Here is a 13822-nt window from a genome sequence, read left to right on the forward strand (position 1 = left end):
GACAGACGGCAGGGGACGTCGACGATCGTTACCCTGCGGGCGTGGCCAACCCCCCGATCGCGACGACGGACGTCGTCCTTCGCAACGTCGCCGACCTCATCGAGTGTCCGCTGTGGGACGAACGCTCCGGACGAGTCGTGTTCGTCGACTGCCTGGGCGCCCGCGTTCTCGACGTCGATCCCGCCGATCCGGCGTCGCTCAGGGTCCGCTACGACGACCTGGGGCCGGACGGCACCATCGTCGGGTTCGCCGGGTTGGCCGCCGACGACGGGCTCGTCGTCGGCTCCACCGGCGGCGTGTACCAGGTCGCTCCCGACGGCCAGATCACGCAGTTGGCCGATCCTCCCCCCGGCGCGCCCGACGACGTGCGCTTCAACGACGGCCGCGTCGACAGGCACGGACGTCTGTGGGCGGGCACGACCACGGCCGACCGGCGCCCGGGCGCCGGTCTGCTGGCACGGCTCGAGCCCGATGACGGCGACGGCTGGCGTTGGCACCCGGTGGTGCCGGGCGCCGCCCTGTCGAACGGCCTCGACTGGAGCGACGACGGCCGGACGTTGTACTACGCCGATTCGATGGCCACGCTCGTCACCCGCTACCGGTTGGACGATGCCGGCCGCGACGTCATCGAGTCCGAGCCGTTCCTGTCGTACGACCTGCCGATCGGACCCGACGGCCTCGTCGTCGACGCCGAGGGGTTCGTGTGGGTCGCGGTGTGGGGGGCCGGCGAGGTGAGGCGCTACGACCCCGACGGCGAACTGGAGCGCGTGGTCGTGGTCCCGACGGCCAACGTCACCAGCTGCTGCTTCGGCGGGGCCGACCTCGACCTCCTCTTCATCACGTCCGAGGGACCCGTCGCCGACCAGGCCGCCGGTGGGCACCACGAGCTGGGCGGCTCGCTCTTCGTCACCCAGCCCGGCGTCCGCGGCCGCCTGTCGCACCGGTTCGCATGAGCACCTCCCCCGCCACCACGTTCGCCGGACTCACGTCCGCCGAGGTCGCCGCTCGCGTCGCCGACGGGCGCGTCAACGCCGTCCCGAAGGCGCCGGTACGGACACTCGGCGAGATCGTCAGGGCAAACGTCTTCACGTGGGTGAACGCCATCGTGGGCGTACTGTTCGTGCTGCTGCTCGTGGTGGGTCGCCCCGCCGACGGCCTGTTCGTCGGCGTCATCGTCTCCAACAGCGCGATCGGGATCTTCCAGGAACTCCGGGCTCGGCGCACGCTCGAAGCGCTCGCCGTGCTCAACGCCCCGAAGGCCCACGTCCGCCGGGACGGCACCGACCACGAGATCGCCCTCGGCGACATCGTCGCCGACGACCTGCTGCTGCTGTCGACCGGTGACCAGGTCCCCGTCGACGGCGAGGTACTCGACAGCACCGGGCTCGAGCTCGACGAGTCGCTGCTCACCGGCGAGGCCGACCCGGTGACGAAGGGGGTGGGCGACGAGGCACTGTCGGGCAGCTTCGTCGTCGCCGGCAGCGGCATCATGCGGGCGACGAAGATCGGCGCGGCCTCCTACGCCAGCTCGCTCGCCGAGGAGGCCCGCCGGTTCCAGATGGCGTCGAGCGGCCTGCGGGCCGACGTCGACCGCGTCCTGCGCTGGCAGATCGTCATCATCCCGCCCGTCGCGATCCTCCTGCTGATCCGCCAGCTCGACCTTCACGACGACTGGCGCGACGCGGTCACGGACATGGTCGCCGCGGCCGTGTCGATGGTGCCGGCCGGTCTCGCCCTGCTGATCTCGATCGCCTTCATCGTCGGAGTGCTCGAGCTGGCGCGGCGCAAGGCGCTCGCCAAGGAGCTGGCGTCGGTCGAGCTGCTTGCCCGAGTCGACACGCTGTGCCTCGACAAGACGGGCACGATCACGACTGGCGAGATCTCCTTCGCCGACGCCGAGACGGTCGGCGACGTCGACGGCGAGTGGCTGCAGTCGGCGCTCACCACCCTCGTGTCGTCGGATCCCAATCCCAACCCGACGCTGCAGGCGATCGCCGCCGGCAACGACGGGGCGCCACCCTGGACCGTGGCGGCCACGGTGCCGTTCTCGTCGGCCCGCAAATGGGCGGCCATCCGCGTCGACGGTGAAGGATCGATCTATCTCGGTGCGCCGGAGATGGTGCTCGCCGGCGTCGACCTCGACGGTGACGGAGATCCCGACGGGTTGGTCGACCGCACCAACGCGCTCGTCAGCGTCTCGGCGGAAGAGGGCAAGCGGGTCCTCGTCGTGGCCCGGAGCGACGAGTGGGATGACGACCGCCTCCCCGGTCACGTTCGGCCTGCCGGCGTGGTGCGGCTGGAGGACACCGTCCGCCCCGACGCCCACGAGATCCTGTCCTACTTCGGCGAGCAGGGCGTCACGTTGAAGGTGATCTCGGGCGACAACCCGCGGACGGTCGCCGCCGTCGCGGCGCGGGCCGGCGTGCCCGGTGCCGACCACTGGATCGACGCCCGCGAGCTGCCGACCGACAACGAGGAGCTCGCCGATGCCCTCGAGCAGCACGCCGTCTTCGGACGCGTCGGTCCGCACCAGAAGCGGGCCATGGTGAAGGCGATGCAGTCGCGGGGACACACCGTGGCGATGACGGGCGACGGCGTCAACGATGTCCTCGCCCTCAAGGACTCCGACACGGGTATCGCCATGGGATCAGGATCGGCGGCCAGCCGCGCCGTCGCCCAGCTCGTGCTGCTCGACAACAAGTTCTCCACGCTGCCGGTCGCCCTCGCTCAAGGCCGCCGAGTGATCAACAACATCGAGCGCGTCGCCAACCTGTTCCTCACCAAGACGGCGTACGCCCTCACCCTCACGCTGCTGGTCGGGATCCGCGGCGTACCGTTCCCGTTCCTGCCGCGCCAGCAGACGCTCATCGACACGTTCAGCATCGGCGTGCCCGGGTTCGTGCTCGCCCTCGCCGCCAACACCGACCCGATCCGCCCCGGCCTGCTCCGCCGGGTCCTCTTGTTCGCGATCCCCGCCGGGATCGTCGCCGGCACCGCCTCGTTCACGTTGTACGACGTCGTGCTCGACCGCAGCGGCACCACCCTCGACCAGGCCCGCACGGCGTCGACGCTCACGCTGCTCGGGATCTCCCTGGTGGTCCTCGTGCTCGCCAGCCGCCCCCTGGCGGTCTGGAAGGTCGTCCTCGCCGGCGGGATGTTGGCGTCCTACGCGGCCATCACGGCGATCGGCCCGCTGCGTCGCTACTTCCGGTTGGACGTGCCGGACGAGGGCATCGTGCGTTGGTGGATCGCCCTGGCGATCGTGATCGGTGGTGCGGGGGTGGTAGCGGTGCGGCTGATCACCGATCGGCTCGACGACCACCGGACCGCTAGCGCGTCGCGGGCGACGTGATCAGGCTCATCGCCTCGGCGCGGGAGCGGGCGTCATCGCGGAAGAGGCCGCGGACGGCCGACGTCACCGTGAGCGCACCGGGCTTGTGCACGCCACGGATCGACATGCACAGGTGCTCGGCCTCGAGCACCACGATGACACCCGTGGGTGCCAACGCCTCCTCCATCGCCGTCGCGATCTGCGTCGTGAGACGCTCCTGTACCTGAAGTCGCCTGGCGAAGCCGTCGACGAGCCGGGCCAGCTTCGACAGGCCGGTCACCCGCCCGGTCGGTCCGGGGATGTAGCCGAGATGGGCGCGACCGATGAACGGCAGGAGATGGTGCTCGCACATCGACGAGAAGGCGATGTCGCGAACGATGACGATCTCGTCGTGGTCGGCCTCGAACGTCGTCTCGAGGTGCATCGCCGGGTCCTCGCGCATACCGGCCGTGACCTCGGCATACATGCGGGCCACGCGACCCGGGGTGGCGAGCAGCCCGTCGCGGCTCGGGTCCTCACCGATCGCGGCCAAGAGCTCACGGACGGCGGCCTCGATTCGGTCGTGATCGGCAGAGACGACGTCGGTCATCGGGTCAGCTTGACGGGCGCCCGCCGGCGGCGGCAAACGCAGCGTCCAGCGCGGCCGCCATGCGGAGGGCCTGGATCTGGGTGACCACGTCGTGGACGCGCACGATGGCCGCGGCCCGGCGGGCCGCCTCGACGTGGACGATCGCCGAGCCGACGTCGCGATCAGCTGCCGCCGCCGCCCCGGTGATCGCACCGACGAACCGCTTGCGGGATGCTCCGATGAGCACCGGGCCGTCCACGTCGAGAGGAAGGGCGGCGAGGATGGCGAGGTTGTGCCGCTGACCCTTCCCGAATCCGATGCCGGGATCGGCGATCACCGAGGGGATGCCGGCGGCCCGGGCCATGGCGATGCGATCGGAGAGCCAGGCGGTCACCTCGGCCACGACGTCGCCGTACTCGGGCTCGTCGCCGAGCGCCACGGGGATCCCGCGGTGATGCACGACGACGACGGGGACTCCGGCACGCGAGCACACCCCGGCCATGTCGGGGTCGTCGAGGCCGCTCACGTCGTTGACGAGATGGGCGCCGGCGGCCGTCGCCGCCTCGGCGACCACGGCGTGGCGCGTGTCGACGCTGATCAGCGCGGGCAGTGACTCCTCGCGTAACGCCGAGATCACCGGCAGGACCCGGGAGAGCTCGACCTCGGGATCGACCGGATCGGCGCCGGGCCGGGTCGACTCGCCGCCCACGTCCACGATCGCCGCGCCGGCGGCGACCATCTCCCCGGCGTGCTCGACCGCCGAGGTCGCATCGGCGAAGCGGCCGCCGTCGCTGAAGGAATCGGGCGTGACGTTGACGATGCCCATCACCGCCGTACGGTTCCATCGCCACACGCTGCCGCCGTCGACGCCGCGGCCGCCGGGCAGCCGCTTGGCGCTGTGCAGCTCCCACGTCATCGGTTGCGGAGGGTACTCGGGGAACAACGGAGGCAGCTCTGTGGTTGAGTGTGACCGATGAGTATCTCAGGTGACTACGAACCGAGCCCGACCGACTGGGTCCGCCAGCAGGTGGACAAGATCGCCGAGACCGGCGACACGGGCTCGGTCGACATCCGCGGACGGGCCGTCGTGCTGCTGTCGATGATCGGGGGCAAGTCGGGCAAGCTCCGCAAGGTGCCGTTGATGCGGGTCGAGCACGACGGCGTGTACGCCGCCGTCGCCAGCCTCGGCGGCGCACCGCAGCACCCGGTCTGGTACTACAACCTGCTCGCCAACCCGGACATCGACCTTCAGGACGGGACGACCACCACCCCACGCCGAGCCCGTCTGGTGACCGACGAAGCGGAACGGGCCGTGTGGTGGGAGCGGGCCGTCGAGGCCTACCCCGACTACGCCGACTACCAGACCAAGACCGAACGCGTCATCCCGATCTTCGTCCTCGAGCCCCGTTGATCAACCGTGGTGGGTGACATGCTGGAGTGATGGGCGACCAGTCGAGCACCGACCAACAGAAAGACGTCCTGCGCCGGTACCTCCAGGCCGGCCGGGACGCGCTGCTGAGCAAGCTCGACGGGGTGAGCGAGTACGACGCTCGCCGGCCCGTCGTGCCCACCGGGACCAACCTCCTCGGCCTCGTCAAGCACGTCGCCAGCGTCGAGTCGGGCTACCTCGGCGACACGTTCGGGCGGCCGTCGGGCGAAACGCTGCCCTGGTTCGACGACGACGCCGAGCCCAACGCCGACATGTGGGCGACGGTCGACGAGTCGCTCGACGACATCGTCAGCCTGTACCGGCGTGTGTGGGCGCATTCCGACGCGACGATCGCCGCCCTCGAACTCGACGCCCCCGGTCACGTTCCGTGGTGGGGCGATCGCAGCGAGGTCACGCTCCAGCAGATCCTCGTCCACATGACCGTCGAGACGCACCGTCACGCCGGCCACGCCGACATCGTGCGGGAGCTGATCGACGGCACGGCCGGCCTGCGCGCGCCGAACGACAACCTGCCCGGCGAAGACGCGGCCTGGTGGGCGGACTATCGTCAGCGCGTCCAGCAGGCCGCCGACCACTTCCGCTGAGTGCGTCGAACCCTACGAGAGGTACGCCGACTCGAGCAGTGACCGGTCGTCCCCCAACTGGCCGGCATCACCGTCCAAGACCACGCGACCGCGGACGAGAACGACCGCACGATCGGCGATCTCGAGGGCCGCGGCGACGTGCTGCTCGACCAGGAGGACGCCGATACCCAGTTCGTCAGTGATACGCCGCACGATCGGGAGGATGGCGTCGACGACGACGGGCGCCAGACCCATGCTCAACTCGTCGATCAGCACGACGCGTGGCCCGCTGACGATCTGGCCGGCGAGCGCGAGCATCTGCTGCTCACCGCCCGACAGCAGGCCGGCGCGACGGGTGAGCAGGCCTCGCAGCGCGGGGAACAACTCGAGGACCGAGGCGATGGCGACCTTGCTGCCACGGCGATGGCGCAAGCGGAGATTGTCCCCCACCGTGAGCTGGGGGAAGAGACCGCGGTCTTGTGGTAGCAGCGACAGACCCCGGCGCGCCAACACGTGGCTCGGCCGTCCGACCGCCGGCTCACCGAGTACGTCGATCTCCCCGGCGATCGCGGGCACCGCTCCGGCGATCGTCATCAGCGTCGTCGTCTTGCCGGCGCCGTTCGGACCGAGCAGTGCGACGACCTCCCCGGCGCCGACGGTGAGGTCGAGGCCGCGCACGACCGCGACGCCTGCGTAGCCGGCGACGAGTCCGCGCACCGAGATCACCGGGTCGGTCACGAGCCGGCCACCGCCGCCACTCGGGCGTCGCCACCACCGAGGTATGCCTCGACGACCCGCGAAGACGAGCGGATCTCGGTCGGAGGACCAGATGCGATCATCTTGCCGAAGTCGAGCACGTACACGCGATCGCACACGTCGAGAACGAGGCTCATGTCGTGATCGACGAGGAGGATGGCGGGCCCGGTTGCGGCGATGTCGCGTAGACGATCGCCCAGTTCGGCGCTCTCCGCGGTGTCCAACCCGGCCGCCGGTTCGTCGAGGAGCAGGACCGCCGGATCGGCGGCGAGAGCGCGAGCCACGCCGACCAGCTTCTGCTGCCCGAGCGACAGCTCGAGCGGCCGGCGTGTCGCGGCGTGGGACAGACCCAGCTGGGCCAGGACTCGATCCTCGTGGCGCACCTCTGATCGGCGGCGCGGGAACAGCACACCGAGGGCGAGGTGCTTCCAGTCGGCTCGCTCGCCGGCGACCTGCAGGTTCTCGATCACGTCGAGGTCGTCGAAGAGCTCGACGGACTGCCACGTGCGGATGAGCCCGGCCGCCGCCCGGCGGTGCGGCGGCAGGGCGGAGATGTCCCGACCGCGGAGCCTCACGGCACCGCCGGCGGGCACGAACCCGGTGACGGCATCGATGAAGGTGGTCTTGCCGGCGCCGTTGGGACCGATCAGGCCGACGATCTCACCGGCGTGGACGGTGAGATCCACACGATCCACGGCGACGACGCCGCCATAGGTGACGCTGAGCGAGGCGACGTCGAAGACGACGCACCCGACCTCACGTCGAGACGGCACCGGGAGCGCTCGGGCGGCCGACGCCGACATCGCGGGGACCGCGACGACCGGCTCGAGCGGACTTTCGGAGACCGGGCGACCATGTCGCGTCACCCGGCGCAGGGCGTCGGCGGTCGCCTGGGCGATTCCGACGGGATTGAAGATCGCCGTCGTCACGAGGCCGATGCCACCGAGCAGTGAGTAGGTCTCGACAGAGAGATCGAACCACCGGTCGAGCACCACGAACGTGACGCCGAGCGGAACGAACAGACCGGCGAGGACTGCGCCACCGACGCTCGTGATGCCGCCGAGGTAGGCGAAGGCCAGCACCGAGATGCCGACGGTGGCGGTGAACGAGTCGGCAGACAACTGGTTGCGGCTGTACCCGAGGAGCGCGCCACCGAGTCCGGCGAGGAACGACGCGATGCTGAACGCCAGCACCTTGGTCCGGGCGACGTCGACCCCGGCGGCTGCCGCAGCTCGTTCGTTGGAACGCACGGCGAGGAACCGTCGTCCGATCCCGCTACGCGTCAGATTCCCGACGAGCCAGCACGCGGCGAGCAGCACCACGAGAACCATGACGCCGAACTGGAGACGGGCCACATTGGTGCCCGATCGGACGGACAGGTCGAGACCGAGCAGCGTCGGGCCGTCGACGCGGTTGCCGTGAGCCGTCGTGATCGAGGGGTTGCGGAACACGAACTGCTCGATGGCCACGGCCATGGCCAAGGTGACGACGGCGAGCTGGGCGCCCCGGATCCGCAGCGCCGGGAGCCCGACGACCGCACCGAGCGCGCCTGCGGCGAGGGCGGCCGCCAACGGCGCCACCGGGAAGGGGAGAGACGGTCCGACCTTGGCGAGCACGAAGCCCCCGGTGCCGGCGAAGGCGGCCTGGGCGAGCGAGATCTGACCGACGAGTCCGGTCAGCACGACCAGCGACAGGGCGATGACCGCGAAGATCATGCTCGTCACCACACCGAAGCGGTAGCCGCCACTCGTCACGACCAGGCCGACTGCGCCCGTGATGGCCACCGCGAGCAACGTACCGAACGGGCGTGATCCGCGGCGACGCACCTCGGGGAGGGGATCGGCGGGAGCCGAACCGCGCAACGGGACCCGGTGCCCGACGGCGAACAGTGCGGCGACCACGATCAGGAACGGCAGGGCGTCGACCGCGCCGCTGCGCCCCCACCCTGGCCACCATGAACGCGTCGTCCAGAACTGCAGGACCGACTGCACGGCACCGATCGACAGCCCGGCCACCGCCGTCACCCAGAGTCTGCTGAACCGCCCGATCAGAGCCGCGGCGAGAGCGGGGACCACCGCCAGACCGAACTGCGACGGCGTGAGGATCGTGGTCGGGCTGACGAGTACCGCCAGGAAGCCCACCACGGACGACGCCACGATCCAGGCCGTCGCCGCCAGGCGGCGCGGCGAGTACCCGGCGAGGCCGACCGCGTGCTCGCTGTGCGCACCGGCACGGATCGCCAGGCCGATACGAGTCCGGAAGAGGAGCGTCAAGACCGCGGCGACGGCCAGCACCCCCGCGGCCAGCCAGAGGCGGTCGCGCGGCACCGCCTGGCCGGCGATCCGCACTGCCTCGGCCGGCACGATCGGCTCGACCCTGCGCGCGTTCGACGAGAAGTGGAGTACCACGAGCGCCTGGATCGTCAGCATCAGCCCCACGGAGCCGACGACCTTCGCCAGCACCGGGGCGCGGCGAAGCGGATCGAACACCAGGACGTGGGCGAGTGCTCCGATGAGCGCGGCGACAGCGACCGCCAGCACGAGTGCTGGAATGGTCGGGACGGCGTCCCCGAGCGACACGCGCTCGGGGACGATGACCACGGGAAGCACGAGGTCACCGGTCCGGCGCAACTCGTCGTACTCGTACGCCGCGAACGCGCCCATCGCCCCGGCGGCGAAGTTCACGACGCCACTGCCCTGATAGCCGACAACGATGCCGAGAGCGATCGCCGCGTAGAGGACACCAGAGCCGAGCCCGATCGCCGCGAAGAGCAACACCTGATCCATGAGCCCTCAGATCCCCGTCCGAGTGACCACGGTGGTCAGCCCTCCGGCAGGTACGGCGTGATGTCGATCATGCCGTCGCTGTGCAGGGTGATGGCTCCCTCACTCACCGTGTACACGACCACATCGCGACTGCAGGCCGTCTCACCCGGCCACGCCGGCGTCGTGCAGTCGATCGACCCACCCATGAAGCGGTCGACCTTCGCCGACGCGAAGGCCGCAGCCACGCTCGCCGCGTCGATGTCACCGTCGATCGTCGACAGGATCGAGTGCACGTCGATACCGACGCCGAACCACCCCTGGGCGTTGAAACCATTGGTGACGATCTCGTCCACTCCAGCAGCAGCCATCGCCTCGAGGTAGATCGCCAACTCGTCGCCCGCTCGCCCGCCGATGTCGCCGACCAGAGACGGGGCGAACAGGTCGGCGGTCATGAGCACGCCGTCGGCCGCCTCCGGACCGAGCGTTTCGATGAATTCGGTGCACTGCGAGGCGTACACGAGCCCGTCGTACCCCGCGGCTCGGAGGGCGTCGATCATGGCGATGCAGTCGGGATCGGCCAGCCCGGTGGACCCCACTGCCTGTGGGTCGTCGGAGAGGGCCGCGGCGACCACCGCCGACCAGTCGGCCGCTCCGGGCGCGAAGTAGACCGCGTTCACGTCGACCCCGATGCTCTCGGCGACCGGCTCGATGACGTCGCTGACGAAGTCGTGGGAACTGGGGATGTCGTTGAAGAACAGCGTGGCCCGCTCGGCGCCTTCGTCCTTGAACGTGCTCAACGCGGCGATTGCGAAGGCCTGGAGAGCGCCGCCCGTGAAGTACGAATGGCCGATGTCGATCTGCTGTTGCGGCCCGAACGCGTTCTTGCCGGTTTCGACGATGCCGGCGTCGGTGAGGATCGGCAGTGCCGCGTCGGCACCGGCGTCGACACCCTGCACGGCGAGCACGACCGATTCCTCGACGAATCGGTTGGCGCAGTTGATCGACGACTCGGGCGAGCCATCGGTGTTGCAGACGACGACCTCGATCGGCCGACCGCCCACGCCGCCGAGCTGGTCGTTCACGTACTGCACGGCTGCCTCGAAGCCCAGCCGCAACTCTGGAAGCGACACGGCCCCACCCTCCATGTTGTGGAAGCCGATCTTCACCGCCGGGGGCGGCGACGCGATGGTGTGACCGGAGGCCGCCATCGCCGCGGCGGCCAAGACGGCCGAGGCGACGGCGACGTGGCAAGGCCCCGACCATCCTGGATGCGCTCGATGATTCATGACTGATCCCCTCTCGTCGGGACCGCGCCCGACGTTGCCGGCCGTGGTGGAATGGTCTGGACCAGCAGGCGCTCGTCCATCTGCTGGCGGATCTCTCGACGGAGTCCCTCCCGGCCGTATCCGGAGGTCCCCCATCCGCCGAACGGCATCGGATCGACGCGCCAGCTGTTGACGTCGTTGACGATCACGCTGCCGACGTGCGCCGCCGAGTACAGGCGCCGCACGAGTGTGAGATCGCTGGTGAACAGGCCGACCTGAAGCCCGGATCCGGGCCGGTCGGCCTCGGCGATCGCCTCGTCGAAGTCGTCGTAGCGTTCGACGGTGACGACGGGGGCGAACACCTCCTCGCACGCGACCTGCATGGTCGTGTCGGTTCCCGTGAGGACGGTCGCCGGGAACAGCGTTCCGCGAACCGGTCCACCGACCAGGAGTTCCGCCCCCGCCGCGACGGCGTCCGCCACCCAGCGCTCGGCACGAGACGCGGCCGCCGCGTTGATCATCGGCCCGAGTGTGGTGCGCCGGTCGCGGGGGTCGCCGAGCACGTGAGTGCGGACCTGGCCGACGAGGGCCGACAGAAACGTGTCGGCCACGTCGCGGTGCACGAGGATGCGCTGGACCGAGGCGCACACCTGCCCGGCGAGCAGGAAGCCACCGATCGAACAACGCGCCGCGGCATGGGCGACGTCGGCGTCGCGGTGGACGATCGTCGCCCCGTTGCCTCCGAGCTCGAGCAGCAGCCGCTTCGAGGTGAGCACCGCGCGTGACGCCAGCTGCCACCCGACGCCGGTCGAGCCGGTGAACTGGAACGTCTTGATGCGGCGATCGGTGACGAGGCGATCCGCGACGTCGTCGCCACACGGCAGCACGCTGACCGCAGCAGCCGGTAGCCGGTGGTCGTCGAGGGAGGCCACGGTGAGCCGTCCGAGCGAGAGAGCGCTGAGCGGTGTCGCCGGGGCCGGCTTCACGATGATCGGATTGCCGGCGGCGATCGCCGCGCCGATCTTGTGGGCCACCAGGTTCAACGGCGAGTTGAAGGGTGTGATCGCGGCGACCGGACCGAGCGGGAACCAGCGGGCCTCGGCCCACCGCCCCTCACCTCCCGCCACGGCGTCGATCGGCTCCACCGTCCCGCCGATCCGAGTCGCCTCTTCTGCGGCGAGCCGCATCGTCGTGGCGGCGCGCCGTACTTCCACCTCCGCCTCGGTGATCGGCTTGCCCGTCTCCAGCGTCACTCCGGCAGCGAGATCGACGGCGTCGCGTTCGATGGCCTCGGCGACGGCACGCAGCACGTCGGCCCGTTCGAACGGCGCCGCGGCCGACAGCGGCCCCGCCGCGGCCGCCGCGCCTGCGATGGCGGAGTTCATCTGGGCAGCCGAGGCTGCGCCGACAGTGGCCACCACCGTCGAGTCGTATGGAAACGTCACGTCGAACGTCCCTGCCGTTCCGAGCGTGTCCTGCCCGGCGACGACCAGCGCCACCGACCCGCCGACCTCGACGCTCGAGACACGTCGAACGGTCGGCGCCGATCCGGCGTCTGGTGCGGCTCGATCCATGTCCTGCATCTCCGCTCAGACCCCGAGCAGCCGCTCGGGGAGGTCGTCGTACCACCGCAGCGTTGCCGCGTCGGGGGCGTACGCGACTCCGGACGAGTCGTCGAACACCATCGTCGGACACGTCGCGTCGACCATCGGCCAGGTCAATGACGGTCCCGAGGGATCGCCGTCAGAGACGAACCGCACCCAGGCGGCGTGCATCACGTCGGCGAGCTGCTGAGGAGCATCGACACCGGCGAGCAGGGCGGAGGTGTCGTCGTCGAGCAAGTCGAAGACGTACGGCAGCTCGGTGGCGTGTCCCGCTCCGATCGTTCCACCGAACGCGCTCGACCGGCGAGCGTGTCGGTACAGCCACGCCCGGCCGCCCACCGCGGCCTGGGCGGCCGCGAGGCGGATCGCCGGCACGCGATACTGCCGGTCGGTCTGGATCGCCGCGACGAGGCTCGTCGGATCGGCGCCAGCCGTCTCGGCGTACAGCGCGCGAGCCGCCGAGGCGTGGTCCCCGAACACCGCCCCGTACAGGGCCGCGACGACGTCCTCGTCGACGGTGAAGAACTCGCTGGCGGCGCCGAGGTGCAAGCGGTACTCCTCGGCGCAGTAACCGACGAGGAGAGGGATGTCGGCGACGCGTCCCCGGCGGACCGCGTCGATGGGCAGGTCGGGAACGACGTCGCCGCCGACGACCGGCTGGAACGGGATCGTCCACGGTCGATCGATCACCGGCCCCCAGCGCTCGCGGTCGCTCGACGTGGCCACCTCCGCCGCCACCTCGCCCTGCACCTGGAGCACACGGTCGACCGGTACGGCGCGAAGGGCGTCGAGGCCTTGACCGACTCCGAGCCGTCGCCGGACCTCGGCCGCCACATGAGCTGCGGCCGATCCCGCGAGGCCGTTGTGCCCGGCGCCGCTCTGGAGGATCGCACCCCGAAAGAGGCCGCGGGCACCGGGAGCGGCGAGCAGGGCGGCGACCGACATCGCCCCCGACGACTCCCCGGCGATCGTGACCCGCGCCGGGTCCCCGCCGAACGCTGCGATGTTGTCCGACACCCACCTCAGGGCCGCGATCTGATCGAGCGTGCCGTAGTTCCCCGAGCCCGGCGTGTCGTCGCCGACGTGGAGGAATCCCTCGGCGCCGAGGCGGTAGTTGATGGTGACGCACACGACGCCGTCACGGGCGAAGCGAGAGCCGTCGTAGAGGTCCTCGTTGCCCGAGCCGACCTGGAATCCGCCACCGTGAATCCACACCAGGACCGGCAGTGACGCTCCCGCGTCCGGCGTCCACACATTGAGGTTGAGGCAGTCGCCGCCCTGCGCACCGCGAGGCTGGAAGACGCGATCGAGCGGCGCCGGTACCGGGTTCTGGGGAACAACGACCCCAAGGGCCGAGGCGTCGCGGACGCCGGACCACGGCGCCGGGGGGACCGGGCTCGCGAAGCGGCCGGCTCCGACGGGCGCGGCGGCGAACGGAACGCCGTAGAAGGCATGGACCCCGGAGCAGCCGGCGCGCCGCGTCGGCGTTCCACGGAGGGCTCCACCACTGGTCGTCACCC

General features: G+C 70.7%; 11 protein-coding genes. 4 read left to right on the forward strand and 7 right to left on the reverse strand.

Annotated features, from left to right (window positions below; translation table 11 throughout):
• The first annotated feature begins 41 nt into the window (after positions 1–41).
• Positions 42–953 (forward strand): SMP-30/gluconolactonase/LRE family protein, encoded by a 912-nt coding sequence (locus DN771_RS09725; RefSeq protein WP_162941753.1) that lies wholly within the window; start codon positions 42–44, stop codon positions 951–953.
• Entirely contained in the window at positions 950–3352 is a 2403-nt protein-coding gene (locus DN771_RS09730; RefSeq protein WP_116997164.1) for an HAD-IC family P-type ATPase, read from the forward strand. The genes DN771_RS09725 and DN771_RS09730 overlap by 4 nt, the downstream gene beginning before the upstream one ends.
• On the opposite strand, the gene folE is transcribed toward DN771_RS09730, so the two are convergent.
• Both folE and folP read right to left on the reverse strand, forming a co-directional pair.
• Positions 3330–3920, reverse strand: coding sequence for a GTP cyclohydrolase I FolE (folE, locus tag DN771_RS09735; RefSeq protein ID WP_116997165.1), 591 nt, complete (start codon positions 3918–3920; stop codon positions 3330–3332). The two genes, DN771_RS09730 and folE, sit on opposite strands and share 23 nt — an antisense overlap.
• Positions 3921–3924: 4 nt before the next feature.
• On the reverse strand, positions 3925–4815 hold the full coding sequence (folP, locus tag DN771_RS09740) for a dihydropteroate synthase (protein WP_116997166.1): 891 nt from the start codon (positions 4813–4815) through the stop codon (positions 3925–3927).
• Between the two features lie 57 nt (positions 4816–4872).
• Between folP and DN771_RS09745 the strand changes: the two genes are divergently transcribed.
• Together DN771_RS09745 and DN771_RS09750 are read left to right on the forward strand one after the other, a co-directional pair.
• Positions 4873–5310 carry a nitroreductase family deazaflavin-dependent oxidoreductase gene (locus tag DN771_RS09745; RefSeq protein ID WP_116997167.1) on the forward strand — a complete coding sequence of 146 codons (438 nt, stop codon included), beginning with the start codon at positions 4873–4875 and terminating at the stop codon, positions 5308–5310.
• A 29-nt stretch (positions 5311–5339) separates the two neighbouring features.
• Entirely contained in the window at positions 5340–5933 is a 594-nt protein-coding gene (locus tag DN771_RS09750) for a DinB family protein (RefSeq protein ID WP_116997168.1), read from the forward strand.
• A gap of 12 nt (positions 5934–5945) precedes the next feature.
• Here the strand turns inward: DN771_RS09750 and DN771_RS09755 are convergent, their stop codons facing one another.
• The 5 genes from DN771_RS09755 to DN771_RS09775 are packed head-to-tail and all read right to left on the reverse strand — an operon-like array spanning position 5946 to position 13820.
• Complete coding sequence (locus DN771_RS09755; protein ID WP_116997169.1) at positions 5946–6650, reverse strand: ABC transporter ATP-binding protein; 705 nt, start codon at positions 6648–6650, stop codon at positions 5946–5948.
• Complete coding sequence (locus DN771_RS09760) at positions 6647–9454, reverse strand: branched-chain amino acid ABC transporter permease/ATP-binding protein (RefSeq protein WP_116997170.1); 2808 nt, start codon at positions 9452–9454, stop codon at positions 6647–6649. Before DN771_RS09760 ends, DN771_RS09755 begins: the two co-directional genes overlap by 4 nt.
• Before the next feature lie 35 nt (positions 9455–9489).
• Entirely contained in the window at positions 9490–10719 is a 1230-nt protein-coding gene (locus DN771_RS09765; RefSeq protein WP_162941754.1) for an ABC transporter substrate-binding protein, read from the reverse strand.
• A complete protein-coding gene (locus DN771_RS09770; protein ID WP_162941755.1) occupies positions 10716–12272 on the reverse strand; it encodes an aldehyde dehydrogenase family protein in 1557 nt (518 codons plus the stop codon). Before DN771_RS09770 ends, DN771_RS09765 begins: the two co-directional genes overlap by 4 nt.
• A 15-nt stretch (positions 12273–12287) precedes the next feature.
• Positions 12288–13820: a carboxylesterase/lipase family protein gene (locus DN771_RS09775; protein ID WP_162941756.1), complete on the reverse strand. Its 1533-nt coding sequence runs from the start codon at positions 13818–13820 to the stop codon at positions 12288–12290.
• Between the last annotated feature and the right edge of the window lie 2 nt (positions 13821–13822).

It is taken from the genome of Desertimonas flava, from assembly GCF_003426815.1.
GTDB classification, from domain to species: domain Bacteria; phylum Actinomycetota; class Acidimicrobiia; order Acidimicrobiales; family Ilumatobacteraceae; genus Desertimonas; species Desertimonas flava.

Excerpts from the sequence above, each read along its gene's own strand:
- folP (WP_116997166.1), bottom strand. The coding sequence starts at position 4,815 with ATGACGTGGGAGCTGCACAGCGCCAAGCGGCTGCCCGGCGGCCGCGGC.
- folE (WP_116997165.1), bottom strand. The coding sequence starts at position 3,920 with ATGACCGACGTCGTCTCTGCCGATCACGACCGAATCGAGGCCGCCGTC.
- DN771_RS09745 (WP_116997167.1), top strand. The coding sequence starts at position 4,873 with ATGAGTATCTCAGGTGACTACGAACCGAGCCCGACCGACTGGGTCCGC.
- DN771_RS09765 (WP_162941754.1), bottom strand. The coding sequence starts at position 10,719 with ATGAATCATCGAGCGCATCCAGGATGGTCGGGGCCTTGCCACGTCGCC.
- DN771_RS09760 (WP_116997170.1), bottom strand. The coding sequence starts at position 9,454 with ATGGATCAGGTGTTGCTCTTCGCGGCGATCGGGCTCGGCTCTGGTGTC.
- DN771_RS09750 (WP_116997168.1), top strand. The coding sequence starts at position 5,340 with ATGGGCGACCAGTCGAGCACCGACCAACAGAAAGACGTCCTGCGCCGG.
- DN771_RS09770 (WP_162941755.1), bottom strand. The coding sequence starts at position 12,272 with ATGGATCGAGCCGCACCAGACGCCGGATCGGCGCCGACCGTTCGACGT.
- DN771_RS09730 (WP_116997164.1), top strand. The coding sequence starts at position 950 with ATGAGCACCTCCCCCGCCACCACGTTCGCCGGACTCACGTCCGCCGAG.